This is a genomic window from uncultured Roseobacter sp. (genome assembly GCF_947501835.1).
Classification (GTDB): domain Bacteria; phylum Pseudomonadota; class Alphaproteobacteria; order Rhodobacterales; family Rhodobacteraceae; genus Roseobacter.
In genome coordinates this window covers 72,422-96,635 of the sequence record NZ_CANMXR010000008.1, presented here as the reverse complement: position 1 = coordinate 96,635, position 24,214 = coordinate 72,422, and the positions used below count along the sequence as shown (strand labels likewise).

Annotated in this window: 23 protein-coding genes; 11 read left to right on the top strand and 12 right to left on the bottom strand. The window is 61.0% G+C overall.

The window, feature by feature from the left end; all coding sequences use genetic code 11:
* The first annotated feature begins 21 nt into the window (after window positions 1–21).
* The 5 genes from fsa (at window position 22) to Q1A20_RS16865 (ending at window position 3,955) form a co-directional block, all read left to right on the top strand.
* On the top strand, window positions 22–675 hold the full coding sequence (gene fsa / locus Q1A20_RS16885) for a fructose-6-phosphate aldolase (RefSeq protein ID WP_298972141.1): 654 nt from the start codon (window positions 22–24) through the stop codon (window positions 673–675).
* A gap of 154 nt (window positions 676–829) precedes the next feature.
* Complete coding sequence (locus Q1A20_RS16880) at window positions 830–1,537, top strand: DUF484 family protein (protein WP_299406275.1); 708 nt, start codon at window positions 830–832, stop codon at window positions 1,535–1,537.
* The gene (locus Q1A20_RS16875) at window positions 1,534–2,454 is read left to right on the top strand and encodes a tyrosine recombinase XerC (protein WP_298972136.1); all 921 of its coding nucleotides are present in this window, start codon (window positions 1,534–1,536) and stop codon (window positions 2,452–2,454) included. The genes Q1A20_RS16880 and Q1A20_RS16875 overlap by 4 nt, the downstream gene beginning before the upstream one ends.
* Before the next feature lie 105 nt (window positions 2,455–2,559).
* Window positions 2,560–3,144 (top strand): cytochrome P460 family protein, encoded by a 585-nt coding sequence (locus Q1A20_RS16870; RefSeq protein ID WP_299406278.1) that lies wholly within the window; start codon window positions 2,560–2,562, stop codon window positions 3,142–3,144.
* Window positions 3,145–3,238: 94 nt separating this feature from the next.
* The gene (locus Q1A20_RS16865) at window positions 3,239–3,955 is read left to right on the top strand and encodes a phosphatidylcholine/phosphatidylserine synthase (protein ID WP_298972134.1); all 717 of its coding nucleotides are present in this window, start codon (window positions 3,239–3,241) and stop codon (window positions 3,953–3,955) included.
* Between the two features lie 22 nt (window positions 3,956–3,977).
* On the opposite strand, the gene Q1A20_RS16860 is transcribed toward Q1A20_RS16865, so the two are convergent.
* On the bottom strand, window positions 3,978–4,433 hold the full coding sequence (locus Q1A20_RS16860; protein ID WP_299917773.1) for a methylated-DNA--[protein]-cysteine S-methyltransferase: 456 nt from the start codon (window positions 4,431–4,433) through the stop codon (window positions 3,978–3,980).
* A 145-nt stretch (window positions 4,434–4,578) separates the two neighbouring features.
* On the opposite strand from Q1A20_RS16860, the gene Q1A20_RS16855 reads away from it, so the two are divergent.
* Window positions 4,579–4,962, top strand: coding sequence for a nuclear transport factor 2 family protein (locus Q1A20_RS16855; RefSeq protein WP_299917771.1), 384 nt, complete (start codon window positions 4,579–4,581; stop codon window positions 4,960–4,962).
* 41 nt (window positions 4,963–5,003) lie between these two features.
* On the opposite strand, the gene ileS is transcribed toward Q1A20_RS16855, so the two are convergent.
* The 5 genes from ileS to Q1A20_RS16830 form a co-directional block, all read right to left on the bottom strand.
* Window positions 5,004–7,970, bottom strand: coding sequence for an isoleucine--tRNA ligase (ileS, locus tag Q1A20_RS16850; RefSeq protein ID WP_299917770.1), 2,967 nt, complete (start codon window positions 7,968–7,970; stop codon window positions 5,004–5,006).
* A gap of 237 nt (window positions 7,971–8,207) precedes the next feature.
* Window positions 8,208–9,824 carry a cyclic nucleotide-binding domain-containing thioredoxin-disulfide reductase gene (locus tag Q1A20_RS16845; RefSeq protein ID WP_299917767.1) on the bottom strand — a complete coding sequence of 539 codons (1,617 nt, stop codon included), beginning with the start codon at window positions 9,822–9,824 and terminating at the stop codon, window positions 8,208–8,210.
* Between the two features lie 42 nt (window positions 9,825–9,866).
* Window positions 9,867–10,871: a YcjF family protein gene (locus Q1A20_RS16840; RefSeq protein WP_299406290.1), complete on the bottom strand. Its 1,005-nt coding sequence runs from the start codon at window positions 10,869–10,871 to the stop codon at window positions 9,867–9,869.
* Window positions 10,871–11,320: a GNAT family N-acetyltransferase gene (locus Q1A20_RS16835; protein WP_298972122.1), complete on the bottom strand. Its 450-nt coding sequence runs from the start codon at window positions 11,318–11,320 to the stop codon at window positions 10,871–10,873. The genes Q1A20_RS16840 and Q1A20_RS16835 overlap by 1 nt, the downstream gene beginning before the upstream one ends.
* The gene (locus tag Q1A20_RS16830) at window positions 11,317–12,732 is read right to left on the bottom strand and encodes a YcjX family protein (protein WP_299406293.1); all 1,416 of its coding nucleotides are present in this window, start codon (window positions 12,730–12,732) and stop codon (window positions 11,317–11,319) included. The genes Q1A20_RS16835 and Q1A20_RS16830 overlap by 4 nt, the downstream gene beginning before the upstream one ends.
* Window positions 12,733–12,845: 113 nt before the next feature.
* Here Q1A20_RS16830 and truA point away from each other — a divergent pair, with 113 nt between their 5' ends.
* Window positions 12,846–13,619: a tRNA pseudouridine(38-40) synthase TruA gene (gene truA / locus Q1A20_RS16825; RefSeq protein ID WP_299917764.1), complete on the top strand. Its 774-nt coding sequence runs from the start codon at window positions 12,846–12,848 to the stop codon at window positions 13,617–13,619.
* A 27-nt stretch (window positions 13,620–13,646) separates the two neighbouring features.
* On the opposite strand, the gene Q1A20_RS16820 is transcribed toward truA, so the two are convergent.
* From Q1A20_RS16820 to Q1A20_RS16805, 4 genes are all read right to left on the bottom strand, one after another.
* On the bottom strand, window positions 13,647–14,153 hold the full coding sequence (locus tag Q1A20_RS16820; protein WP_299917762.1) for a hypothetical protein: 507 nt from the start codon (window positions 14,151–14,153) through the stop codon (window positions 13,647–13,649).
* Window positions 14,150–15,802 carry a hypothetical protein gene (locus Q1A20_RS16815; RefSeq protein WP_299917759.1) on the bottom strand — a complete coding sequence of 551 codons (1,653 nt, stop codon included), beginning with the start codon at window positions 15,800–15,802 and terminating at the stop codon, window positions 14,150–14,152. The genes Q1A20_RS16820 and Q1A20_RS16815 overlap by 4 nt, the downstream gene beginning before the upstream one ends.
* The gene (locus Q1A20_RS16810; RefSeq protein ID WP_299917756.1) at window positions 15,799–16,779 is read right to left on the bottom strand and encodes a membrane dipeptidase; all 981 of its coding nucleotides are present in this window, start codon (window positions 16,777–16,779) and stop codon (window positions 15,799–15,801) included. Before Q1A20_RS16810 ends, Q1A20_RS16815 begins: the two co-directional genes overlap by 4 nt.
* Window positions 16,780–16,999: 220 nt before the next feature.
* Entirely contained in the window at window positions 17,000–18,235 is a 1,236-nt protein-coding gene (locus Q1A20_RS16805) for an acyl-CoA dehydrogenase family protein (RefSeq protein ID WP_299406306.1), read from the bottom strand.
* Window positions 18,236–18,331: 96 nt separating this feature from the next.
* On the opposite strand from Q1A20_RS16805, the gene Q1A20_RS16800 reads away from it, so the two are divergent.
* From Q1A20_RS16800 to Q1A20_RS16785, 4 genes are all read left to right on the top strand, one after another.
* Entirely contained in the window at window positions 18,332–19,351 is a 1,020-nt protein-coding gene (locus tag Q1A20_RS16800; protein WP_299406308.1) for a phosphotransferase, read from the top strand.
* A gap of 4 nt (window positions 19,352–19,355) precedes the next feature.
* Window positions 19,356–19,967: a 2-hydroxychromene-2-carboxylate isomerase gene (locus Q1A20_RS16795; RefSeq protein WP_299406311.1), complete on the top strand. Its 612-nt coding sequence runs from the start codon at window positions 19,356–19,358 to the stop codon at window positions 19,965–19,967.
* Between the two features lie 66 nt (window positions 19,968–20,033).
* The gene (locus Q1A20_RS16790) at window positions 20,034–21,227 is read left to right on the top strand and encodes an FAD-binding oxidoreductase (RefSeq protein WP_299406313.1); all 1,194 of its coding nucleotides are present in this window, start codon (window positions 20,034–20,036) and stop codon (window positions 21,225–21,227) included.
* Window positions 21,228–21,245: 18 nt separating this feature from the next.
* On the top strand, window positions 21,246–22,079 hold the full coding sequence (locus Q1A20_RS16785; protein WP_299406316.1) for an NAD(P)-dependent oxidoreductase: 834 nt from the start codon (window positions 21,246–21,248) through the stop codon (window positions 22,077–22,079).
* A 4-nt stretch (window positions 22,080–22,083) separates the two neighbouring features.
* On the opposite strand, the gene Q1A20_RS16780 is transcribed toward Q1A20_RS16785, so the two are convergent.
* Window positions 22,084–22,782 (bottom strand): GntR family transcriptional regulator, encoded by a 699-nt coding sequence (locus tag Q1A20_RS16780; RefSeq protein WP_299406319.1) that lies wholly within the window; start codon window positions 22,780–22,782, stop codon window positions 22,084–22,086.
* Complete coding sequence (locus Q1A20_RS16775; protein ID WP_299917750.1) at window positions 22,779–24,143, bottom strand: formimidoylglutamate deiminase; 1,365 nt, start codon at window positions 24,141–24,143, stop codon at window positions 22,779–22,781. Before Q1A20_RS16775 ends, Q1A20_RS16780 begins: the two co-directional genes overlap by 4 nt.
* Window positions 24,144–24,214: the final 71 nt, after the last annotated feature.

Sequence of the window (24,214 nt, the reverse complement as noted above, 5' to 3'; positions counted from 1 at the left end):
CCTTCGAAAGGAACAGCAGCGATGAAATTCTTTGTCGACACGGCCGACACCCAGGCCATCAGCGAACTGAACGATCTTGGCATGGTAGACGGGGTCACGACCAACCCCTCCCTGATCCTGAAATCCGGGCGCGATATCCTCGAAGTGACCAAGGAAATCTGCGGCATCGTCGAAGGCCCGGTCAGCGCGGAAGTGGTGGCGCTCGAAGCTGAGGCGATGATTGCAGAAGGCCGCAAGCTGGCCGAGATCGCCGAAAACATCACCGTCAAGCTGCCCCTGACATGGGACGGGTTGAAAGCCTGCAAGGTTCTGTCGGGCGAAGGCAAGATGGTCAATGTCACGCTTTGTTTCTCCGCCAATCAGGCGTTGCTGGCCGCCAAGGCGGGGGCCACCTTCATCAGCCCCTTCATCGGGCGGCTGGACGACATCAACCTCGACGGCATGGACCTCATTCAGGATATCCGCACCATCTATGACAACTACGGGTTTGAAACGCAGATCCTCGCCGCCTCCATCCGGTCGGTGAACCATGTGCAGGATGCCGCCCTGATTGGCGCCGATGTGATGACCGCCCCGCCCGAGGTGATCCGCAAACTGGCCACGCATCCGCTGACCGACAAAGGGTTGGAGCAGTTCATGGCCGATTGGGCCAAGACGGGCCAGAACATTCTCTGATCGCGGATCGCAACCCTTCCTGAAAATCGCCAGCGCTGACCCGGCGCTGGCACCCATCGGCAACACCTCGCGGGTCTCCGGCCAGCCCGCAAATTTCTTGGCAGCTTTTGCGCATAGATCATGTTATGATCTTGCAAAAATATAAGAGCACGAGATGAGCAGCAGCCCAAAAATCGAAGATGCCTTGCGCGAGGCAATCATTTCGCGACCCGATGTGATCCTTGACGATACCGATGTGATGAACGCGTTGATCGCGGCGAATGAACGGTCCATGGGGGCCAATATCGTCGATCTGCGCGGCATCGCGATGGACCGGATGGAATCCCGTCTTGATCGTCTCGAAGACACGCACCGGTCCGTGATTGCCGCCGCCTATGAAAACCTTGCCGGCACCAATCAGATCCATCGCGCCATCCTGCGCATGCTGGATCCGGTCGCCTTTGAGGATTTCCTGAAAGAGCTCAGCGGCGAGGTCGCCGAAATCCTGCGGGTGGATGCAGTGAAGCTTGTCCTGGAATCCACCCAGGGCGATATGGATTTGGTGCTGGGCAGCCTTGATGGTGTGTTGGCGGTGGCTGACCCGGGGTTTGTCGAGGGCTACCTCGCACAAGGCCGTCATGGCGCGACGCGGCAGGTCACCCTGCGGCAAATCCAGGGCGGTTCCGAATTTCTCTATGGCGACAAGGCGGATTGGATCAAATCCGAGGCCTGTCTGATGCTGGATTTTGGCCCCGGCAGATTGCCCGGCCTGTTGGTTCTGGGCGCCGAGGATCCACATATGTTCGGCCCGCAGCAAGGCACCGATCTTCTGACCTTCTTTACCGGCGTTTTCGAACGGATCATGCGCCGCTGGCTGTCGTGAGCCTGATCAGCCCTGCCGCGCGCGATGCGCTGGAGATGTGGCTGAGCCATCAGCGGGCATTAAAGGGGTCTTCGGACAATACGATCATCGCCTACCAGGGCGATGTCACGGAATTTCTGGCGTTCATCACCGAATACAAGGCAGAACAGCAGGGCCTGGCGCCGTTGGCACGGATCACCGTGACCGATATGCGCGCCTGGATGGCGCAGGCCCGCGGCACAGGCATCGGCGCCCGGTCATTGGCGCGCAAACTCTCCGCGGTAAAGGCGTTCTACCGTTGGCTGGCGGAGCGCGAAGGGTTTGAGCCAACCGCTGTCTTATCCGTCCGCGCGCCCAAGTTTCAGAAAAAACTGCCCCGCCCGCTGGCCGAGGATGCCGCCCGCAGCCTGATCGACGCCATCGAGATGCAATCAGAAAAGCCCTGGGTCGCACTGCGCGACGTGGCGGTAGTGACCTTGCTCTGGGGCTGCGGCTTGCGCATCTCCGAGGCGCTTGGCCTGACCGGTGCCGATGCCCCGCTGCCCGAAACGCTGCGGATCATCGGGAAAGGCGGCAAGGAACGGGTGGTACCGGTTGTGCCCGCCGCCCGCACAGCCGTGGATGCCTACCTGCGCGCCTGCCCCTATCCGCTGGAGCCCAATGCAGCGCTCTTTCGCGCGGTGCGGGGCGGCCCGCTGGCCCCCGGCGCGATCCAGAAGGTGATGGCGCGGGCGCGGATGCAGCTGGGGCTGCCTGCCAGTGCCACGCCCCATGCCATGCGGCACAGTTTCGCAACGCACCTGCTGGATGCGGGCGGCGACCTGCGGGCCATTCAGGAATTGCTGGGCCACGCCTCCCTCTCCACGACGCAGGCCTACACGGCTGTGGACACCGCCCGTTTGATGGAAGTCTACGACCGGGCACATCCCAAAGCGTAGAAATGCTCACGACAATGTGCGCGAAGGTTTACCGCATGCCGTACGGGTTATGTGTCAGGGTCCTGCTGCGGCATACCGCCGCATACCAAAATCCGAGGGACTACAATGACACGTTTCAGCCTAGCCGTATTCGCCATGGCCTTTTCACTCACCGCGACTGCTTCCTACGCCGCCGACTGCCCCGTGGACGTCGAAAGCGCCTTCGATCTGGAAGAGGCAGAGGTTGTGGCCCTCTATAATTGCGTCAAGGATGCCATGGCAACGGGCTATGCCAAGCAAGGCGATGCGGTCGGCAGCACCTATCGCAGCTGGACCGTGACATCGACCCGCCCTGCCGTCGCCGGCCCCCATGGCAATCGTCTGTTACAGACCTTCGCCAATGACGTGGCCGCAGAGCAATATCTAAAATTCGCCGAAGAAGGGGTGGAGATGCCTGTCGGCTCCGTGCTGGCCAAGGAAAGCATCTCCATCAGCAAGAAGAAAAAAGCCGCCCGCCCTGGACCGCTGTTCATCATGACCAAACTGGACGCAGGTGGCGCGCCGGAAACCGATGACTGGCTTTATGCGGGCCTGCAGCCAAACGGCAAACCGATGAAATTCAAACAGGCGTTCTGCCACGATTGCCATGCCGGGTGGGAAGATCAGGATTCGCTCGCCTATCCACTGGAAAACGTGCGCATCAGCAACTGACGCGATGTCCCGAAGTGTTGCGGATTGGCCCATCCTAATCAGGGATGGGCCTTTTCCTTTTGCATCCCTCAGCCGCTTGCGGCAAGAACATTGGATGACACTTCGACTACGCGCGCTTGGCGTGCATCTCTTTACCGCCACAGGTGCCGTTTTTGCGATGCTGGCGATGCTGGCCGCCGTGGATGCCAAGTGGGACCTGATGTTCCTGTGGCTTGTCGTGGCCTTTTTCGTGGATGGGATCGATGGCCCCTTGGCCCGCCACTACCATGTCAAAGTCAATGCGCCGGAATTCGATGGTGTTCTGCTGGATCTGATCATCGACTATCTGACCTATGTTTTCATTCCCGCCTTTGCGCTTTTCAAGAGCGGGTTGATGGACGGGTGGACGGGATGGTGTGCGATCATCATCATCACCTTCGCCTCGGCTCTCTACTTTGCAGATACCCGTATGAAAACGAAGGATAATTCCTTCTCCGGCTTCCCCGGCTGCTGGAACATGCTGGTGCTGGTGATCTTTGCTCTGCAACCCAATTTCTGGGTCTCGCTGACCATGGTGACGGTGCTGGCGATCGCGATGTTCGTGCCGCTGAAATTCGTGCATCCCGTGCGCACCGAACGCTGGCGGTTTATCACGCTGCCGGTCGCGCTGGCCTGGACCTTCTTTGCGGGATGGGCGGCCTGGGTCGATTTTCACCCTGAAAGCTGGGCGCATTGGGGCCTTGTCACAACGTCGATCTACCTGGTCTTTGCGGGCATCGCACAGCAGATTTTCCCCCCCAGAAAAGCGAGCGCTCTGCAGCAACAGCGGTGAGATTACTGCGCCCACGCCTGGGTCAGATCAGCAGCCCTGCCGCTTTTTCGTGACGCAGCAAGGCAACCTTGGTCTCCACCCCACCGGCACCTGAAAACCCGGTCAGGCCTTTGGCGCCCATCACGCGGTGGCAGGGAATGATGATCGGGATTGGGTTGCCACCGCAGGCCTGCCCCACGGCTTGCGCAGGGACATCCAGCGCCTTCGCGATATCGCCGTAGGTGCAGGTATCTCCGAACCCGATGGCGTAGATCGCATCACAGACATCCCGCTGCAAAGCCGACCCCTCGACACGCAGCGGCAGATCGAACACCTCCCGCGTGCCCGCGTCATATTCTTCGATTTGTCGCACCGCGTCCTTAAGCAATTCGGTGGTGTCATTGCGCGCCGAGGTCCCCCAACGCAGGGCAACAATGGCATCGTCCTTTTCGACGATGACCAGGGATCCGAATTGCGTATGGACGGTGGTTTCAAACATGACCCGACCCTGTCGGATGTGCCGGGTGAGAGCAACCCGGTTCCTGCGCAACTTGGCAACATGCGAATTTTCTGGCCACCGAGGATCTCAGGGGTCATCCTGCGTGCATTGGCAAAAATGCACATAGCTCAAAGGGATACCGATCATGACCCTTGACGAAAAAGCCCGCGATTATACGGTGGCGTGGAATTCCGGAAACCCCGGCGCGGTTGCTGCCCACTTTGCGTCCGACGCTCAGATCATCATCAACCGGGGCGATCCGCACAAGGGCACACAGGCCCTGAATGATATGGCGGCCGGGTTTCATGCTGAATTCCCAGACCTAGAGCTTACCTGCGACGCCGTGCGCGGCAACGCGGACCATGCTGTCTATCTCTGGACCCTGCGCGGGCATCACGCGGAGACGCGTAACCCGGTCACTGTATCCGGTTGGGAAGAATGGGATCTGACCCGCGACATGGTCATTGCCGCATCGCTGGGGTGGTTTGACGCCGAAGACTATCAGCGGCAGATCGACGGCACGACCTGAGCCCGCAGCGGGCAGGCAGTGATACCGCCTGCCCCTTTTGCTTATCCGATGGCGTCGTCGCAGCGACCGCAAACGCCTGCGTGGCTGTGCCGTCCGACATCGGGCAGTACCTTCCAGCAGCGCGCACATTTCTCGCCTTCGGCCTTGGCAAATTGCACGGCAACACCCGACACTTCAGGAAGAGTAAATGCATCCGCCGGTGCGGGATCCCCGCTCACGGTGATCTGTGAAGTGATGCAGATATCCTCAAAGGGCAACGCGTCCAGCGCGGCCCGCACCTCTGCATCGGCCACATAGACCAATGGCGCCGCCTCCAGCGAGGCACCGATCACCTTGTTGGTACGCTCGATTTCCAGCGCCGCCGTCACAACGCGCCGTGCACCCCGCACCCCTGACCATTTGGCCGCCAGATCGGGGGCCAGCCAGGCCTCCGGCGTGTCCGGGAAGTCCTGCAGATGCACCGAACTGTCCGCTCCGGGAAACCGCTCCAACCAGACCTCTTCCATGGTGAACACCATCACTGGTGCCAGCCAGGTGGTCAGGCGATGGAAGAGCAGATCCAGAACGGTGCGCGCGGCACGGCGCTGCAGCGTATCGCCATCGCAATAAAGCGCATCCTTGCGGATATCGAAGTAGAAGGCTGACAAATCGACCGTCGCGAAGGTAAAGACCGCCTGCCAGACACCCTGAAAATCGTATTTGGCATAGCCATCACGCACGGTGTTATCGAGCTCGGCCAGACGGTGCAGCACCCAGCGTTCCAGTTCCGGCATTTCCGCAGGATCCACCCGGTCCGCATCGCTGAAATCGCTCAGCGAGCCCAGCATGTACCGCATGGTATTGCGCAGGCGGCGGTAGCTGTCGGCTACCCCTTTCAGGATTTCTGGCCCGATCCGCTGGTCCAGCGTATAATCCGTCTGCGCCACCCAAAGCCGCAGGATGTCCGCGCCATATTGCTGCACGACCTTTTCCGGCACGATGGTATTGCCCAGGGATTTGGACATCTTCATGCCCTTCTCATCCAGCGTAAACCCGTGCGTCACAACGTTGCGATAGGGCGCACGGCCCGTCGTTCCCACCGATTGCAACAAGGAAGAATGAAACCAGCCGCGGTGCTGGTCGGTGCCTTCCATATAGACATCGGCAATGCCGTCCTCGGTACCATCCGCGCGGTCGCGCAGGGTGAAGGCATGGGTGGAGCCGGAATCAAACCAGACATCCAGAATATCCGTGACCTGATCATAGTCATCAGGGTTGTAGTCATTGCCAAGGAACCGCTCTTTGCCCCCCTCTTCATACCAGGCATCCGCCCCTTCGGCCTCAAAGGCCTCGACGATCCGCTGGTTGACCGCCGGGTCGCGCAGCAGGAAATCATCATCCGTGGGCAATGCGCCTTTCTTGGTGAAACAGGTCAGCGGCACACCCCAGGCGCGCTGGCGGCTGAGCACCCAGTCCGGGCGCGCCTCCATCATCGAATGCAGACGGTTGCGGCCCGACTTCGGGGTCCAGTTGACGTTGTCGATCTCGGTCAGCGCGCGTTCGCGGATGGTGATGCCATGCATGTCCTGCCCGTCCCCGACAGGCTTGTCGATGGCGGCAAACCACTGTGGCGTATTGCGGTAGATCACTGGCGCCTTGGAGCGCCAGGAATGCGGATAGCTGTGCTTGATCTTGCCGCGCGCCAGCAGGCCCCCAACCTCCGCAAGCTTGTCGATCACGGCAGCGTTGGCATCGCCTTCCTTGCCCTTGCGGTTCAGGATGAATTTGCCGCCAAAGAACGGCAGACCCTCGCGGAACATGCCCTCATCGGTCACATTATAGGTGATCACTTGGCTCAACATGCCAAGATCACGGTAGAGCTCGTATTCCTCCATCCCGTGGGAGGGCGCGCAATGCACAAAGCCCGTCCCTTCGGTATCGGTCACGAAATCCGCCGCACGGAAATCGCGGATGTCATCCCATTCGCCTGCGCTCCCCTCAGCACCGCTAAATGGATGCGCCAACCGCAGATGGCTAAGTTCTTCCGCCGTCACGTCCCGCAACCGGCGATACATGGTCTCATCCAGCCGCGCACGGCCCAGCACATCCGCCGCCATGCTGTCAGCCAGCAGATAGCGCTCCCCGATCCGGGCCCAGCATTCCTCAGGCCGCCCGGTGATTTCATAAAGCCCGTAGGCAATATCTGATCCATAAACCACCGCCTTGTTGGAGGGCATGGTCCAGGGTGTGGTGGTCCAGATCACCACATAGGCGCCATCAAGATCCGAAAGCGCCTGCACCTGCCCCGCATCACCCGTCACCGCGGGTGTGGTCTCATTGATCAAGGCCTTGAACTTCACCCAGATGGTGAAGCTTTCCTTGTCGTGGTACTCCACTTCGGCCTCGGCCAGCGCGGTTTGCTCCATTGGCGACCACATCACCGGCTTGGAGCCCTGATAGAGCGTGCCGTTCATCAGGAATTTCATGAATTCCTCAGCGATCACCCGTTCTGCGTGAAAATCCATGGTCAGATAGGGGTCAGCCCAATTGCCGGTGATGCCCAGACGCTTGAATTCCTCGCGCTGGATGTCCACCCAACCGGCGGCAAACTTGCGGCATTCGGCGCGGAAATCGTTGATCGGCACCTCGTCCTTGTTCTTGCCCTTTTGCCGGTACTGCTCCTCGATCTTCCATTCGATGGGCAGACCGTGGCAGTCCCACCCGGGGATGTAGCGTGCGTCAAAGCCCATCATCTGATGGCTGCGCACGATCATGTCCTTGATGGTCTTGTTGAGCGCATGCCCGATGTGCAAATGCCCGTTGGCGTAAGGCGGGCCATCGTGCAACGTGAAAGGCGTGCGGCCCGCCTTCTTGCGCAGCTGGTCATAGACCCCGATCTCCTCCCACCGCTGTAGCCACTCCGGTTCGCGCTTGGGCAGGCCCGCGCGCATCGGGAAGTCGGTTTTTGGCAGGTTCAGCGTGGATTTATAGTCGAGTTGTGGGGCGGTGTCGGTCGTGTCGGCGCACATTGCGGGCGTCCTTCGGATGGGTCGTGGAACAGGAAAAAGCGGTCGGTGCGAGCGGCTCAAACACCTTGGCCCGGCGTCTCAAAGCTCAGAGCGCCGGGGATATAATTCGAATAATGATCGCGCGGACTTTTATCATGCGGGCCTTATAAGCAGAGGCGCCAAGGGGAACAAGTCCCAAGACCACCCGGAGCCGCAAACACCAATGCAGCGACCAGCCAATTCAGCCTCTTGCAGAGATCAGGCGTTCACGTGTTCCCACGCGGCGGACATCACCACCGACCCCTCGCCGACGGCAGAAGCGACGCGTTTGACGGAGCCCGCACGCACATCACCGACGGCAAAGACCCCTGGGCAGGAGGTTTCATATTGCGAGCGGCCGCCAGCCTCGGCCCCGGTCAGCACAAACCCCTTGTCGTCCAGCTTGATCAGCCCCGAGAGCCAACCGGTATTAGGGGCCGCACCCACCATCACAAAGAGCGCCGCCGTGCGCAGATCCCAGTTCTGACCCGATGCCCGGTCGCAAATGGTGATCTTTTCCAACGTGTCGCGCCCGTGCAGTTCCATCACTTCGGTACGGGTGTGAATGGTGATGCGCGGGTGCGTGTTCAGCCGCTGCAACAGATAATCCGACATCGATGCGGCCAGGGATTCCCCGCGGATCAGGACATGCACATGCCGGGTGGTGCGGGCGAGAAACATCGCCGCCTGACCGGCCGAGTTGCCGCCCCCAATCACCGCAACCTCAGTATCGCGACAATAGCGTGCTTCAACCTCTGTGGCCGCGTAATACACGCCTGCGCCTTCAAATCGCTCCAATCCCGGCAGCGGCAGGCGGCGATACTGCACACCTGTGGCCACGATCAAGGCCTTGGCGCTGACCTCCTGACCATCATCGAGCGTTGCGTGAAACCACTTCTCATCGCACTGACGCAGCGCCGCCGCCCGTCGGGGCACGGAAAACCTTGTGCCGAATTTCATCGCCTGCACTTCGCCACGCCCGACCAGATCGCCGCCGGAAATACCCGTGGGAAAACCCATGTAATTCTCAATCCGGCTTGATGTGCCCGCCTGGCCGCCGATGGCCATGTCTTCGAGCACCAGCGCGCTGAGCCCCTCTGCGCCTGCATAAACCCCCGCGGCCACGCCCGCCGGACCGCCGCCGACGATCAGGACATCAAAGGCATTGTCGTCAGCGACCTCAAGATGCAAACCCAGTGCTTTTGCAACACCGCGCGGCGTCGCGGGATCAATCTTGCGTTCGCGCCCGAAAATCACCCCCGGTTGCGCCTGTTCGATGCCGCATTGCGCGGCCAGGGCCATCGCTTCTTCCGAGGTGACCTCGATCTCGCGGAAAGGGATGCGGTTGCGCGCTGCAAAGCTGGCCACATGGCGGATGTCTCGGCTGATTTCCGACCCGATCAAGGTCAGCGCAGAGTCAGACGCTTCGACCGCCCGTCTGCGCCGCGCCGCCAGCACGGTGACGATAATGTCGCTCATCTCCGGCATGTCCGACATCAACCGCAACATGTCGGCGCGGGGCACGCATAACACCTTGCTGTCCTGAATGGCACGTGCGCCGGCCAAGGACAGCCCGCCCGAGAGAAATTGCAGATCGCCAAAGAACTGGCCCGGACCAAGCGTCGCGATCCCGACGCGCTCCAGCGTGTTGGGGTCAACCGCCTCCAATTCACCTTCGATCAGATAGTGGAACAGCTCGGTCGCTTCCCCCGGCTCCTGCACAAAAGCCCCGCGCGGAAAATCGATGAGTTTGCCGTATTTTTGCATGGCCGCAACATGCGCGGGCTCCAAAGGTCTGCGAACCATCGTGGCCAGATCAGCGGCAAAGCTTTCCATCAATCACTCCTTTGCGTGCGCGGTCATCGCGCCTGTTTGCATTCAGGATTTTGACGTCGAAAACAGTCCGCCAAGGCTCCTCTTGATGATATCGCGCACTTTTGGCTTTTTTCCAGTGGCAAACGGCAGCGGTCGACACACTTCCATCGCCGCAACGCCCACGCGGGCTGTCAAGGCGCCATTGACCAGCCCCTCACCGAACCTGCGGGAGAGTTTTCCCAGGATGGACCCGCCCAAGACCGGCTCCAGCAGGTCATCTCCGACGGCCACCGCACCGGTGGCCACCAGATGCGCCATCACTGCACGGGTCAGCCGCCATCCGCCCAGGAACCCGGAGCGCCCGCCATAGACTTCGGCAATCCGCCGGATCATCCGCAGGTTTGCGGTCAGCGCTGCCGCGACGTCGGCCAGCGCCAGGGGCACAAGTGCCGTGACCGTAGCCACCTGACGGGCTGCGGCCTCAACCTCGCGCGCCGCCGCCACATCCAGCGGGCCGAGAATTTCAGCATCTGCCAGCACCAGAAGGCTCGATGCATCCATCTGGTCGCGCTGCAATTCCTCAAACCGACCGCGGCCCCAGCGCGTGTCTTCACGCCCTTTGTAGAGCGCGAGAAGCCGATCCGTGACGGCGCGGGCCGCCGTCAGATCCTCCGCTTCAAGCGCGGTATCTGCAGCGCGGCGCAATCCATCCAGCCGGCCTAACCGGCCCAATGCCGCAAATTCACGCAGGCAGATTGCAACCAGCGTCAGCAAAAAGGCCCCGGTCAGCGCCGTCACGCCCCACCCCAAAATCGGGTTACGCAGCACCAGCCCGGTCAGAAAGTCCCAGGCGGCGATGGACACCACGGCCCCGATTAAGGCGACCGCCAACGACCAAAACCAGCGCACCAGGCGCGACGGTTTGCGCAGGGCAATGCCCGCGGCCACCTGCATCGCCTGACCCTGTGGAAGTGCCAGATCCTCGTCCGGCACCGGCGGCGCATCGGCAACGCTCGGCCCGGTGCGATCTTCCGCGTCTATTTCAATAAGAACCGGCCCCTTGGCCATCAGAAGGCGCCCTTGGCCCACTCGAACCGGATATCGGGCAGGCCCACGTCATTTTCGCTGCCATCGGTGCGGGCGGTCTCGATAAACCCGCGCAGCCCGTAAAACCGGGTCGCTGACGAATTCGCCTGATAGCTCCACAGCGCCAGAAAATCACATTCCGTCTTGGCATCATCCAGCAGCGCGGTACCCACGCCACAATCCTGCGCCTCGGGCAGAACATAGAGCGCATGCACATCGCTTTCGTGCCGCGCAATGAAGCCCACGACCTTGCCATCGATTTTCGCCACGCGCACCCATCCGGCTTCGATCATGTCGCCAGCATACATGATTTCCTCAGCTGCGGAGTGAAGTCGCGGCAGCCAGGGCATGGTGTCATTGGACACTGACAGAATGTGGCCCACGGCGCCTGCATCAAGACTGCGTGCCGGGGTGATCATGATCGTGCTCATAGCCTATCCCCTAAAAGGAATTGGGCTGCCTTATCAAGCCGGATGTGCGGTGGACCATCGCCGGGGCGCAAACTTAGCGGCGAAGGTGCGAAATTCATCACACGGTAGTCCTGGTCCAGCCAGTTTTCGGCTCCCTCGCGCGCAGGTGTTAACAAATGGCTGGGATCCTCGGGTAGCGCACCGGGATAGAATGCCGCCTCTTTCCCGCTGTCCAAAAGGGTGCCGCGGACCACGTCCAGCGCCTGACCATCATGGGTGATGCTGTCTTCGGTCGTCGCCCGTAAAGAAGCAATCGCCATGGCGGAGGTTTCGGCACCGGCAAACCGCGCGCGATCCGCCGCGCCACGCAGAAAGGCCTCCATGATGGCGGTGAGACGCTTGTGCTGTTTGTGGTGCAGGTGATCTGCCTTGGTCGCAGCAAAGAGGATTTTCTCCACCCGCTTGCCCTGAAAAAGCTGCGTCAAAAAGGCGTTTTGCCCCGGTCTGAAAGCGCCCAGAATATCGGCCATTGCACCACGCATGTCTTCGACGGCGCGCGGTCCCTTGTGGATCGCCCCCAAGGCATCGACCAGCACCACCTGACGGTCAATGCGGGAGAAGTGGTCCCGGAAAAACGGGCGGACAACTTCGCGTTTATAAGCCTCATAACGGCGGTTCATCTCCCGCAGCAACGACCCGCGGGGTCCCGTGCCCTCCCCCGGCAGTGGCGCGAACGTCAGAACCGGTGATCCAGCAAGATCTCCCGGCAGCAGGAAGCGACCCGGCGTGCAATCGTAAAACCCGGCGGCGCGCGCCGCATTCAGATAGTCGGTGAAGCGGGCGGCCAGTGTTTTCGCGGTGGTTTCTTCCAACGACGCGGTGGCCTCGGTGTCGCCCACCAGCGCCGCAAACTCCTGCGCTGCCTCGCGACTTTGTAACCGGTCGAGCGTCTCACGCGACCATTCGGCGTAGGATTTATCCAGCAGGGCCAGATCCAGCAGCCACTCGCCGGGGTAGTCGACGATATCCACGTGGATCGTACGCGGCCCTTGCAGCCCGGCCAGCAAGCCGGCACGGCGGACGCGCAACGACAGGCGCAATTCGGAGATGGCCCGCGTGCTGTCGGGCCATTTCGGCGCCTGCGCGGTAAGCTGCGACAGATGTGTTTCGAAATCGAACCGCGGCACGGTGTCATCGGGCTGTGGTTGCAAAAACGCAGCCTCGATACGACTCTCAGCGGCGGCGACAAGATGCGGCATCCGTCCGCGGTCCAGCATATTGGCCACCAGTGACGTGATAAAAACCGTCTTGCCAGAGCGCGCAAGACCGGTCACGCCAATTCGGATCACGGGTTCAAATAGGGTCTCGTTGACCGTGTCCTGCACCGTTTCAATCTGGCGCAGCACCGTATCGGCGAGTGACGAAATGACCAAAGCCTGACTGCCCCTGCGGTTCTGTTTCCAGATACATAAGCCCTGCTGCGAGGGCACGCCAGTGCGAACAAAGGCATTTGACGCAATGGGCGGCACAGGCTAGGGGCAGCGCCATGCCCCGCTATGCACTGAAAATCGAATATCACGGCGCCCCCTTTGCCGGCTGGCAACGCCAGAAAGACCAGGTGACGGTTCAGGGATCCATCGAGGCCGCTCTGGCCCGGCTGGAGCCGCGCGCGCATACGATTGCCGCCGCCGGGCGGACGGATGCAGGCGTTCACGCACTGGGTCAGGTTGCTCATTGCGATATGGCTGCGACTTGGACTCCGTTTCGTTTGTCCGAGGCGCTCAACTACCATCTCAAACCTGCGCCTGTCGTAATCATCGACTGCGCGGAGGTAACGGAAGGCTGGCATGCAAGGTTTTCAGCGCAGGAGCGTCAGTACCAGTTCCGCATCCTGACCCGCCGCGCGCCCGCGACGCATCAGGACGGGTTGGTCTGGCAGGTCAAACACGACCTTGATGTCGATGCGATGCAGGCCGCGGCACGTCATTTGGTCGGGCGCCATGACTTTACGACCTTCCGTTCAACCATCTGCCAGGCCGACAGCCCGGTGAAGACACTGAACCGGCTGGAGGTGACGGCTGTCGACACACCGCACGGGCGCGAGGTGCATTTCGATGTGCGTGCGCGGTCTTTCCTGCACAATCAGGTCCGCAGCTTCGTCGGCACGCTGGAACGGGTGGGCGCGGGATCATGGGAGCCCGATCAGGTCGCCGATGCACTGGCGGCTCAAGACCGCGCGGCCTGTGGCCCGGTTTGCCCGCCCCAGGGCCTCTACCTTGCGCATGTGGTTTATGAGACGGATCCGTTCGCGGGCGCGTAAGATCCTGCGAGGTTCAATTCGACTTGCTTAGTCATTGTCCGTGAGACCGGCACCCGCGCCAGCAAGACGCGAGGCCTCGCTCTCCGGGACAAAAGTGCGCGCCGCCAGGGCCGCCATCTTCTCAATCGCAAGGTCGCAGCCCGTGATCCGGTCCAACGGCTCACGTGGTGCCGGAACGTTCGGTTCTAGCATAATATGAAAGGTCTCAGGCTTTCGCGCAGTGATCGCGGCCTTGCACGGTAAGCTTTCCAGATAGCTTTCGAAAAGCGCCGCATAAGCTCCAACTTCGAAACTGGCATCGATGCTCTGATGTCCCTCTGCGGAGATCATGACCCGGCTGATCTCAACCGGTATCTGCAAGATCGGCCCTGAGGGCAGCTGCGCCAACGCGCGCAGCAGATCATCCGCCGACCGTCCCCGACCCAGATGTTGCGCAGCGGCTTGGCCAAATTGAGTGGCCTGTCCCGGCGGCGCCCCTGCCCCGCGCGCGGCTTTTGTGGCCAAGGCCAGAATTTCGGCGCGCGACCAGCTCATTGGTCAAAAACCGGCAACCACCAGTCGTCTGTGCGCGCGTCCAACTCATCCGCCAAGGGCGCCCCTTGGCACAGGGTAATCCGCGTCCAGCGATCCGACTTCGGGTCAAACTTGGAGGCCCCAAAAAACGACAGCTTGCACCGCAGCATATCAATGGGCAGACAGCTTTCTGCGATCAGATTGTCGCGGATTTCCGCATAGGGGTAGTGATCTGCAAGACCCGCCCGCGATACCGCCAGAAAATGCTCGGGGTGAAGCTCCAAAAACGCACAAATGCCAAGGGGTTCCGACGGCAGGTCGTCGTATAACGCTCTGATCCGACGCGCGATATCCAGCGGGCTTTCCAATTCCGCACCCGCTTCTGCGAAACGGTTACCTAGCCGCGGCTCCTGTTTCGCCGCACTCACATACCAGAATTGCTGACATTGATCCGGCGCGGCATAGTCCAGCTGCAGCGCCCAAGCGAAATGCGCCTCAATGGCGTTGCGTAACGCATTTGTATCCCTGGGCAGCGCTGCCATCGGCCCGATGGTATCAGCCATGCATTCCGTCAATCCGTCCACCAGGTCCGGGAAGAGTTCGATCACGAGTGCTACAATCAATTCCTGCACATCTTCGGTCTGGTCCGATGACCAGCTCAGCAGGGCCTCAATCGCGTGATCTGCCGTCATGTTTTCTGGCGTCAGCCAGTCCAGAACCCGCGCCCAATCCCGCCGCAGGTCGTCGATGCGCTGCTGATGCTGTGTGTCAGGCACCTGCCATTCGCTCAGATGCTGAGCCGCCCGGGTCGCCAGATCGTGCAACCGCTGCACGGATGCAGCATCCAACCTCAGCACCGCCCGCACCCGCGCCAATGCCGCCTCCCGTGCCAACATCCAGTTGTTCAGCAAAACCGGATGCGTCACCAAGAAGGGCGCCATGCCCAGCCCGGTAGAATTGCCGATGCCCAGGTGTCGTTTGAGCCCGCGGTCGAGCGTGCCTTGGCCCACGTGCTCCACCAAGTCATGCGTGAAGTGGCGGATCAGCCAGACGGTCAGCATCTCGGCCATGAAAGGCCCGGAAAGACCGGGGCGCGTTTCTATGACAGCGCGATCGGCGATCCCGAATTTGCCGTTGCCGTAAACGGCCGTGGTGCGCATCAGGTATCCGATCTGGCGCACCATTGCGGCGTCAGGCTGCTGGCCAGCGCGCAAACGCTCGACGACATGCGCAAACAACCTGACCGACTTATTGGCGCGGCTGAGCACAAGATCACGCTCGGTAAAACGGGCGGCTTCCTGCTGTGGGGCAGCGCTGCAAATCCGCGCAATTTCATCCGCATCGGGCACGCCGTCATAGAGCACATAGGCGGTGTCCCAGGCGGTCGCGATCACCCGGTCGGTGCGCTCTTCGGGGGCGAGCTGCGTTGACACCGCGACGAGCGAATAGGTGTATCCGCCAAGGGTCACGCAATAAACCGCGTGACCGTAGCCCTCGGGACACATCTGCCAGACATGCCGCGTTACCTGGGCGTTTTCAGCTGCCAGAAACCGCGTCAGCGTGCGCAGAAAAGACAGACGCGTGGGAAACATCGACCCCATCCGCGACAGGCGCATCACCTGACCGGGCGGGCGCAGCGGCGCTCGTGGCGGGGCGGAAAGATCCTTCATAGCGGACCGAAGCTTTCTGTGTAGAAACGGTGCCAGTTGCCGCCCATGATCCCGTCTACCTCCTCAGTGGTCATGCCCTGATCCAGCAACCCTTTGCGTATATTGCCAAAATCCCTGTTGTCCTCAAACCAGTCCGGCATCGGTGGGAAGCCCGCGTTTGCGGCTGATCCCTCGCCGTAGTCTATGGTTTTTGACCACCGCCCCACCCGCATCCATTCCACGACGCTATCGGGCTGATCCTGACAGAGGTCCGATCCCAGACCCAGATTGCGCGCGCCGTACCGTTCCGCGGCCTCCGCAATCATACCACAGAAGCTTTCCAGCGTGCAGGCCCCGCCCCCCGCCAGATGATGCGGATACATCGAAAACCCCAGCATCCCTCCGGCCTCCGTCAGCGCGGACAAAACACGGTCGGATTTGTTGCGCAGCGCCGCATGCCACCAATGCGGGTTGGCATGGGTGATGGCAATGGGACGGGTCGACTGCGCAATCGCCTCAAGTGTGGAACGCTCCGCCGAATGCGACATGTCGACGACCATGCCGACCCGGTTCATCTCGGCCACCACCTGCTTGCCCATCCTTGTCAGGCCGGTGTCATCCTCCTCGTAACAGCCCGTCGCCAGCAGCGACTGATTGTTATAGGTCAGTTGCATGAAACGGATGCCCAGTTGGTGGCAAATTTCCACCAGCCCAATGTCGTCCTCAATCGGGCTCGGGTTCTGGAAGCCAAAGAAAATCGCGGTGCGCCCGGTCTCTTGCGCCCTGCGCACATCCTGCCCCGTTGTTCCTTTGAAGATCAGATCGGGGTGATCCTCGAACCACCGGTTCCAACGCTCCAGATTGAGCACCATTTCACGGAACGACTCATGATAGGCGATGGTGACATGCACCGCGTCGACGCCGCCCTCCCGCATTTGCTCAAAGATGCGGGGTGAAAAATTTGCGTATTGCAGATTGTCTATGAGTGGCGCGCGCATGTGTGCACTGTGAGAGAGAAACCGGCGCCGCTCAATTCAAAAAACGACCGAAATGGCTGTGAACCGGCATCTCGTGTGATTGAATTCACCTGAAGCTGATTGATAATAATCAATCATATAATTTCACATCTAACATCAAAAAGTCGCCAAGTTAACAATATGCGATATTGTGGCCGAAACCAGCGGGTATAGAGAGCCGTCGCAAAATGATCATCAAAACTCAGATCTTTTCCTGCGTATGCTTTCGCAACTCCGCGCGCGCGACTTGCCGGCGGTGCACCGCATCAGGCCCATCGGCAAAACGCAGCGCGCGTTGCCAGGTCCAGGCCATGGCCAGCGGCGTGTCCTGGCTGATGCCCTGCCCGCCGTGCATCTGCATCGCCTCATCGATCACTTTCAACGCCATGCGCGGGGCAACCACCTTGATCTGGCTGATCCAGGGTGCTGCCGCGCGGGCATCTCCTTGATCCATCATCCACGCCGCTTTCAGGCACAATAGCCGCGCCTGTTCGATCTCCATACGCGCCTCTGCAATGATGTCGAAATTCGCACCCAACTGCACCAGCGGCTTGCCAAAGGCCTCTTTCTGCAAAGACCGGCGGCACAGCAATTCCAGCGCGGCTTCCGCTTGCCCGACCGACCGCATGCAATGGTGGATCCGCCCCGGCCCCAACCGGCCCTGCGCGATCTCAAAGCCCCGCCCTTCGCCCAGCAACATGTTCTCCGCAGGCACCCGCACGTCGGAAAAACGGATGTGCATATGCCCGTGGGGCGCGTCGTCATGGCCAAAGACCTTCATCGGGCGCAGTATCTCAATGCCCGGCGTCGCGGCGTCCACCACAATCATCGAATGGCGCTTGTGTTTGGGGGCGCCGTCGTTTCCGGTGCGCACCATCACGATGTAGACCTTGCAGCGCGGATCGCCTGCGCCCGAGGCCCAGTATTTCTCGCCGTTCAAGACATAATCATCGCCCTGCCGCACACAGGACATCGCGATATTGGTGGCGTCTGACGAGGCAACCTCCGGCTCCGTCATCAGGTAGGCGGACCGAATCTCACCTTCCAGCAACCGCGCCAACCATCGCTCTTTCATCGCAGATGTCCCGTAGCGCTCGAACACCTCCATGTTGCCTGTATCCGGCGCCGAGCAGTTGAAAACCTCCGCGCCCAGCGGCGTCTTGCCCATTTCTTCGGCGAAATAGGCGTATTCAACGGTGCTCAAGCCGAATCCCTTTTCGGAGTCGGTGAGCCAGAAATTCCACAGCCCCGCCGCCTTGGCCTTGGCCTTCAGCCCTTCGAGGATTTCCGCTTGCCGGTCGGTGTATTGCCAGCGATCCCCCTTGCCAATTTCTGCATGATATTCTGCCTCAATCGGCATCACCTCATCGCGGATCATCGCCGCTACACGGCTCAGAAGGTCACGGTTTTTCTCCGCCATGCCAAAGTTCATATCCACGTCGCACTCCTCCTTTGACACGATCGGGACTTTCCCCGCCGCCGCAGACTTGCTTAGATCACCGGGACTTGTCCATGGGCCATGAAGGATTTCGCGATGCACCGGTACGACCCAGACGCGCTTGCAGCCTATCTTGCCGACCATGTGACCGGGTTTGAGCGGCTGGACAGTATCCAGAAGTTTTCTGACGGGCAGTCCAACCCCACCTATCTGATCAAAAGTGGCGCGCAAGCTTTTGTGCTACGGGCAAAACCGCCGGGCAAGCTCCTGAAATCCGCCCATGCGGTGGACCGAGAATATCGGGTGATGCAGGCGCTGGCCGACACCGACGTGCCGGTGCCGCACGTCTACCACCTCTCGGGTGAAGAGACCCCGATGGGCACGCAGTTCATGGTCATGCAGATGGTGGACGGGCGCATTTTCTGGGACCCGGCCTTGCCGGAGCTGGAACCGGGTGCCCGCACTCAAATCTACGATGCGATGAACAGCGTGCTCGCAGCACTCCACAGCATTGATCCCAAATCTGTCGGGCTGGAAGACTATGGCAAGCCCGGCAATTACTTCGCCCGGCAGGTCGGGCGCTGGTCCGGCCAGTATCGTGATACGGCAACGGAGGTGCTCGCAGATGCGGAGTGGCTGATGGACTGGCTGGGTGAGCATATGGTGGCGGATGACGGGGCCAGCAGCATCGTGCATGGCGATTTCCGCATCGATAACATGATCTTTGCCCCGGGGGGCCAGGAGGTCGTTGCCCTGCTCGATTGGGAGCTGAGCACACTGGGGCACCCGCTGGCCGACCTTGCCTATCAATGCATGCACTGGCGATTGCCGCACAAGGGGCACTTTCGGGGTCTTGGCGGCGTGGACCGCGCGGGCCTTGGCCTGCCGGAGGAGGAGGCATATGTGGCCGCCTATTGCGCGCGCCGCAATATCCCGACGCCCGCGCATTGGAATTTCTATGTCGTCTTTTCCTACTTCCGGCTGCTTGCCATTTTGCAGGGCGTGTTGCGCCGGGGGTTGGACGGCAACGCCTCAAACCCGAAAGACACCGGCCGGTTGCGCGACGTGATCGCCTTGATGGCCAAAGATGCGCGCAGCCTGGCGCAGAAAGGATGACCAGATGAAAACCATTGAGTATTTCTATTCCTGTCACTCGGTCTTTGCCTATCTGGGCGCGTGGCGGCTGGCTGAAATTGCCGCGGAAAAAGAGGCAAAGGTCATTCACCGCCCGTTTGATCTTGATCCGGTCATGGTGGCCGTGGGCAGTACGCCGTTCAAGGCGCGCTCCAAAGCCCATAAAGCATATTACTTTGGCCGCGAGATCATGCGGTGGGCAGAGTATCGCGATCTGCCGTGGATCCAGCGCCGTCCCAAGCATCACGACAACCCGCTGGCTCTGGGGAATGGGGCGATCATTGCGGCGCAATCCGCGGGTCTGGACGTCGATGCACTGTCGCGCGCGCTGCTGCAGGCGCATTGGCGGGACGACGCGGATCAGGCCGATCCGCAGATGATATCTGGCGTCGCAAGCTCCCTGGGGCTGGACGGCCATGCGCTGCTGGATGCGGCCTGCAGTGAAGAGACACAGCAACAACATGACGCCAATACGGCCGACGCCATTCGCCTGGGTGTCTTTGGCTCTCCGACCTATTTCGTGGACGGTGATATGTTCTATGGTCAGGATCGGTTGGAGCTTGTGGCACGCGCGCTGGACCAGCCCTTTTCAACATGAGAATTCACAAAGCTTGACGAACCCATATCGCCCATGTTCCAGAGGCAATGCGGACGTGGGGGGATCATGACACAGCAGCATTCATCTTATGATGTCATCATCATTGGCGGGGCCATCTATGGGTCAAGCGTTGCATGGTGGCTGACACAGATGGCCGGGTTTGACGGTCGCATTCTGGTGGTCGAAAAGGACCCCACCTATGAATTCGCCGGTACCAGCCACACCAACAGCTGCATCCGGCAGCAGTTCTCCAACAAGATCAACATCGGCATTTCGCAGTTCGGTGCGGACTTCATCAAGAATTTCCAAAGTTTCATGGGCGACGACCCGGACGTGCCGGAACTGGTGCTGCAAAGCTACGGCTACATGTATATGGCCGATACGCCGGAATTTGCGGACACCCTGCGCGATAGCCAGAAGGTACAGGCAGGCCTCGGGGCGGGAACAAAATTCATGACCCCGGAGGAGATCGCGGCAGACTACCCCTTCTACATGCTCGATGACATTCTGGGGGCGAACCACAATCTGATCGACGAAGGGTATTTTGACGGCGGCACGATGTTTGACTGGTTCAAACGCATGGCGCGGAAAAACGGTGTGGAATATGTGGCCGACGAGGTCATAGCCATCGCGCGCGCGGGCAATCGCGTCGCAGGCGTGACGCTCAAGACGGGCGGCGATGTGGCCTGCGGTACGGTGGTCAACGCCTCCGGCACGCACGGGGCGCTGACCGCGCAGATGGCGGGGCTTGATATCCCGATTGAGCCGCGCAAGCGCTACACCTATATCTTTGACGCCGCGCACCCGTTGGACCGTGATCTGCCGCTGACCATCGACCCCTCCGGCGTGCACATGCGCACCGACGGGCGCTATTATCTTGCGGGCGGCCCGCCGGATGATGACCCTGCGGTGGCGCATGACGATTTCAATGCCGATCATGCTTTGTGGGAAGACAAGTTCTGGCCGATCATCGCCACCCGCATCCCGCAATTCGAAGAGATCAAGCTGATCAACATGTGGGTCGGGCATTACGACTATAATACGCTGGATCAGAACGCGATCGTCGGCCCGCATCCGGAGATTGACAACTTCATGTTCATCAATGGGTTTTCCGGTCACGGGTTGCAGCAAGCACCGGCTTTGGGGCGCGGGCTGGCGGAACAGATTGCCTATGGTGAATACCGCACATTGGACCTCGCACCCTTCTATGTGGACCGGGTTCTGCGCGGTGAGAAATTCTTGGAAAAGGCCGTCATCTGACGGCAAGGAAGGACAACTATGAAACTGGTTTTGACAGGGGCCGCAGGCCGTTTGGGATCGTATTTGCGTGAACCGCTGGCGGCGATGTGCGACACGCTGGTCAGCACGGATATCGCTGAAGACATCGGCACGCTTTATGACGGCGAAACTTATGTGCAGGCCGATCTGGCAGACATGGCACAGATCGCCCCCGTCCTCGAGGGCGCGGACATGGTGATCCACTTCGGGGCCATCGTCGATGAAAAACCCTTCGAAGAGCTGCTCGGCCCCAATTTCGTCGGCTCCTATAACATCTGGGAAGCGGGCTATAAGGCGGGCGTCAAACGGATTGTCTACGCCTCCTCGATCCACGCGGTGGGCATGTACCCCAAATCCGAATGCATCGGCATCGACGTCCCGCATCGCCCCGACACATTCTACGGCCTCGCAAAATGCTTCACCGAAGATCTGGGCCGCATGTATTGGGAAAAGCGCCAGCTGGAATCGGTGCATCTGCGAATTCTCTCCTGCGCCCAGGTCAGCAACACCCGCGCGTTGGGATCGTGGCTCAGCTACGATGATCTCATTCAGTTGGTCACCCGCGCCATCGATACCCCCTCGGTGGGCTTTGCCGTCATCTACGGCGTGTCCAACAACGACCGCGCGCCGGTGGACAACGCCAAAGCCGCCTTTCTGGGCTACCGGCCCAAGGACAACGCCGAGCAATTTGCGCAAACTGTGCTCGCCGAGGCGGGCCCCGTAGATGTGACCGACCCGGGGCAGATGTGCCACGGCGGACCGTTCTCCTCGGTCGATCTGGGGCAAAGCGGCATGGCCCAGCTGAACATCGTCGACGACCGCAAAGAGACCTGAGCCGTCAGATCTCGGTCTGCATCCGGTAGCCGGGGGCAAAGCTCAACCGCACAAAAGTGACGGAGCGCGCTTCAAACCACGTGGTGCGCTCTGTCACGAAAACGGCCGCTCCAACCTGCGTTTTCAACAGGTCAGCCGTTTCGGCGGCGGCATTTTCTGCCGCGAAGGCGATATCGCCACGGGAGAATGGGGCGTGTTGCAACAGCCATTCGTTGGCACTGACCTGTGAAAAATCCTGGCTGGCCGCAGATGGCACGGTTTCCAGATTGATCCAGCGATCCTCCGCCACAAACGGTATGCCATCTTGCAGGTGCACCGCATGGACCTGCAAAAACGCATCCGGTCTTGCCCGCATGTACGTTTGCAGCGCAGCGCTTGGTTCGGCCCGCCCAGCCGAAGTCAGGTGATACCCATAGGCGTGGCCTGCCTGCTCCACCTGCCGCCGGATCATCGGAATTTCAAGCGTCGCCCGTCGGACCGGATGCAGCGCCACGCGCGTGCCCGCTTTGCGTCGGCGCTCCAACAGCCCGGCATCAGAGAGCGCCCGCAAGGCCCGATTAACCGTGACCCGCGCGCAGCCCAGTTCATCAGCCAGATCCGCCTCATTCGGAATCATCTCCCCGGGGCGCCAGATCCGTGCTTGCAAGCGGCGCAACACCTCGTCGCGCACCGCCTGCCAGCCGTTGAAGACGGGCGCCGTCACATCACATCCCGGAGCTTGGCGAGGGTCCTGACATAGCGGTCGCGGATCGCGCGATGGTGAATGTGTTTTCCGTCCTGTACCAGATGCCGCCCCCCGGACCAGACATCGCGGATCATCCGATGGTCGCCCGCAAACATGAAACTGTCGAGGATCGTATCCCCCTCGCGCCCCACTAGGTCGGGCGCGGCACCGTCGAGCGCCAGCATATCCGCCCAGGTGCCCGGTTGCAGCCCCCCGCGCCCCCGCGCCGCAGCCTGGCCCCCACCCGACACCACCGCGTCGAACAAGACCCGACCGGTCGACTGCGCTTGCGTTGCAAATACCGCCCTGCGGTGATCGCGCAACCGTTGCGAATACTCCAGCGTACGCAGTTCCTCGAACAGGGAGATGCGGATGTTGCTGTCTGACCCAATCGCCATGGCCCCGCCTGCAGCCTGCCAGCCCACCCCGTCGAAAATCCCATCGCCAAGGCTGCTTTCGGTGATCGGGCACAACCCGGCAACGGCACCGGTTGCCGCCAACCGTACCACCTCACGCGGCAACAGTTGGGTGCAGTGGATCAAGCACCAGCGCTTGGTTATGTCGAGGTTGTCGAGCAGCCATTCGGTCGGGCGCGCCCCCCAGGCGGCCTCCACCTCTTCGACCTCCGCTTGCTGTTCCGCCAAATGCATATGGATCGGACCGTCTTTCGAAAGCCCGGCAATTGTCGCCAGATCCTCCCGAGCGACAGCGCGCAAGGAATGGGGTGCGACACCTATTGCCGCATCTTTGGGCAGGGTTTTCACAGCCTGCTGCGCCCCCTGCCACAGTTTCGCAAACCGCTCAGGGTCATTACCGAACCGTACCTGCCCCAGCCCCAGGCCGCGTTTGTCACAGCCGCCGTATTGGTAGTGCACGGGCAAGAGCGCCAAGCCGATACCGCTTGTTTCTGCCGCCACCACGATCTGCTCTGACATCTCGGACAGGCGGTCATAAGGTGCGCCGCCCGGCTGATGGTGCAGATAGTGAAATTCGACCGAAGCGCCGAACCCGGCCTCCAGCATCTCCATCTGCACAAAAGCCGTGATCGCTGCCACGTCATCCGGGGTTAGTTGATCGAGAAAGCGGAACATCAGCTGTCGCCAGGTCCAGAAGCTGTCACGCGGGTCGGGGCCCCGCCGCTCGGAAAGCCCGGCCATCGCCCGCTGAAACGCGTGACTGTGCACATTCACCGGCGCCGGCAGCAAGATGTCGGTGCGCGTGCCCTGCGCCGGTTGCTCTGCCTGGACATCCGTAATGCGCCCCGCGTCATCAACATCGACGCGGACGTCTCGCGCCCAACCCTCCGATGTCAGCGCATATTTCGACCAAATCACCGGCACCGGCTTCTCCGTCTTGACAGGAAAATATGTACATACATAATAATAAAGCCACTCCGTTCCGCAAGAGGTTT

What these genes read in the sequence shown, in the direction of transcription:
- Q1A20_RS16835 (WP_298972122.1), bottom strand. Translation starts at nt 11,320, where the DNA reads ATGAGCACGATCATGATCACCCCGGCACGCAGTCTTGATGCAGGCGCC.
- Q1A20_RS16790 (WP_299406313.1), top strand. Translation starts at nt 20,034, where the DNA reads ATGACACAGCAGCATTCATCTTATGATGTCATCATCATTGGCGGGGCC.
- Q1A20_RS16865 (WP_298972134.1), top strand. Translation starts at nt 3,239, where the DNA reads ATGACACTTCGACTACGCGCGCTTGGCGTGCATCTCTTTACCGCCACA.
- Q1A20_RS16820 (WP_299917762.1), bottom strand. Translation starts at nt 14,153, where the DNA reads ATGAGCTGGTCGCGCGCCGAAATTCTGGCCTTGGCCACAAAAGCCGCG.
- Q1A20_RS16800 (WP_299406308.1), top strand. Translation starts at nt 18,332, where the DNA reads ATGCACCGGTACGACCCAGACGCGCTTGCAGCCTATCTTGCCGACCAT.
- Q1A20_RS16855 (WP_299917771.1), top strand. Translation starts at nt 4,579, where the DNA reads ATGACCCTTGACGAAAAAGCCCGCGATTATACGGTGGCGTGGAATTCC.
- fsa (WP_298972141.1), top strand. Translation starts at nt 22, where the DNA reads ATGAAATTCTTTGTCGACACGGCCGACACCCAGGCCATCAGCGAACTG.
- ileS (WP_299917770.1), bottom strand. Translation starts at nt 7,970, where the DNA reads ATGTGCGCCGACACGACCGACACCGCCCCACAACTCGACTATAAATCC.
- Q1A20_RS16795 (WP_299406311.1), top strand. Translation starts at nt 19,356, where the DNA reads ATGAAAACCATTGAGTATTTCTATTCCTGTCACTCGGTCTTTGCCTAT.
- Q1A20_RS16845 (WP_299917767.1), bottom strand. Translation starts at nt 9,824, where the DNA reads ATGGAAAGCTTTGCCGCTGATCTGGCCACGATGGTTCGCAGACCTTTG.
- truA (WP_299917764.1), top strand. Translation starts at nt 12,846, where the DNA reads ATGCCCCGCTATGCACTGAAAATCGAATATCACGGCGCCCCCTTTGCC.
- Q1A20_RS16815 (WP_299917759.1), bottom strand. Translation starts at nt 15,802, where the DNA reads ATGAAGGATCTTTCCGCCCCGCCACGAGCGCCGCTGCGCCCGCCCGGT.
- Q1A20_RS16840 (WP_299406290.1), bottom strand. Translation starts at nt 10,871, where the DNA reads ATGGCCAAGGGGCCGGTTCTTATTGAAATAGACGCGGAAGATCGCACC.
- Q1A20_RS16880 (WP_299406275.1), top strand. Translation starts at nt 830, where the DNA reads ATGAGCAGCAGCCCAAAAATCGAAGATGCCTTGCGCGAGGCAATCATT.
- Q1A20_RS16785 (WP_299406316.1), top strand. Translation starts at nt 21,246, where the DNA reads ATGAAACTGGTTTTGACAGGGGCCGCAGGCCGTTTGGGATCGTATTTG.
- Q1A20_RS16870 (WP_299406278.1), top strand. Translation starts at nt 2,560, where the DNA reads ATGACACGTTTCAGCCTAGCCGTATTCGCCATGGCCTTTTCACTCACC.
- Q1A20_RS16860 (WP_299917773.1), bottom strand. Translation starts at nt 4,433, where the DNA reads ATGTTTGAAACCACCGTCCATACGCAATTCGGATCCCTGGTCATCGTC.
- Q1A20_RS16810 (WP_299917756.1), bottom strand. Translation starts at nt 16,779, where the DNA reads ATGCGCGCGCCACTCATAGACAATCTGCAATACGCAAATTTTTCACCC.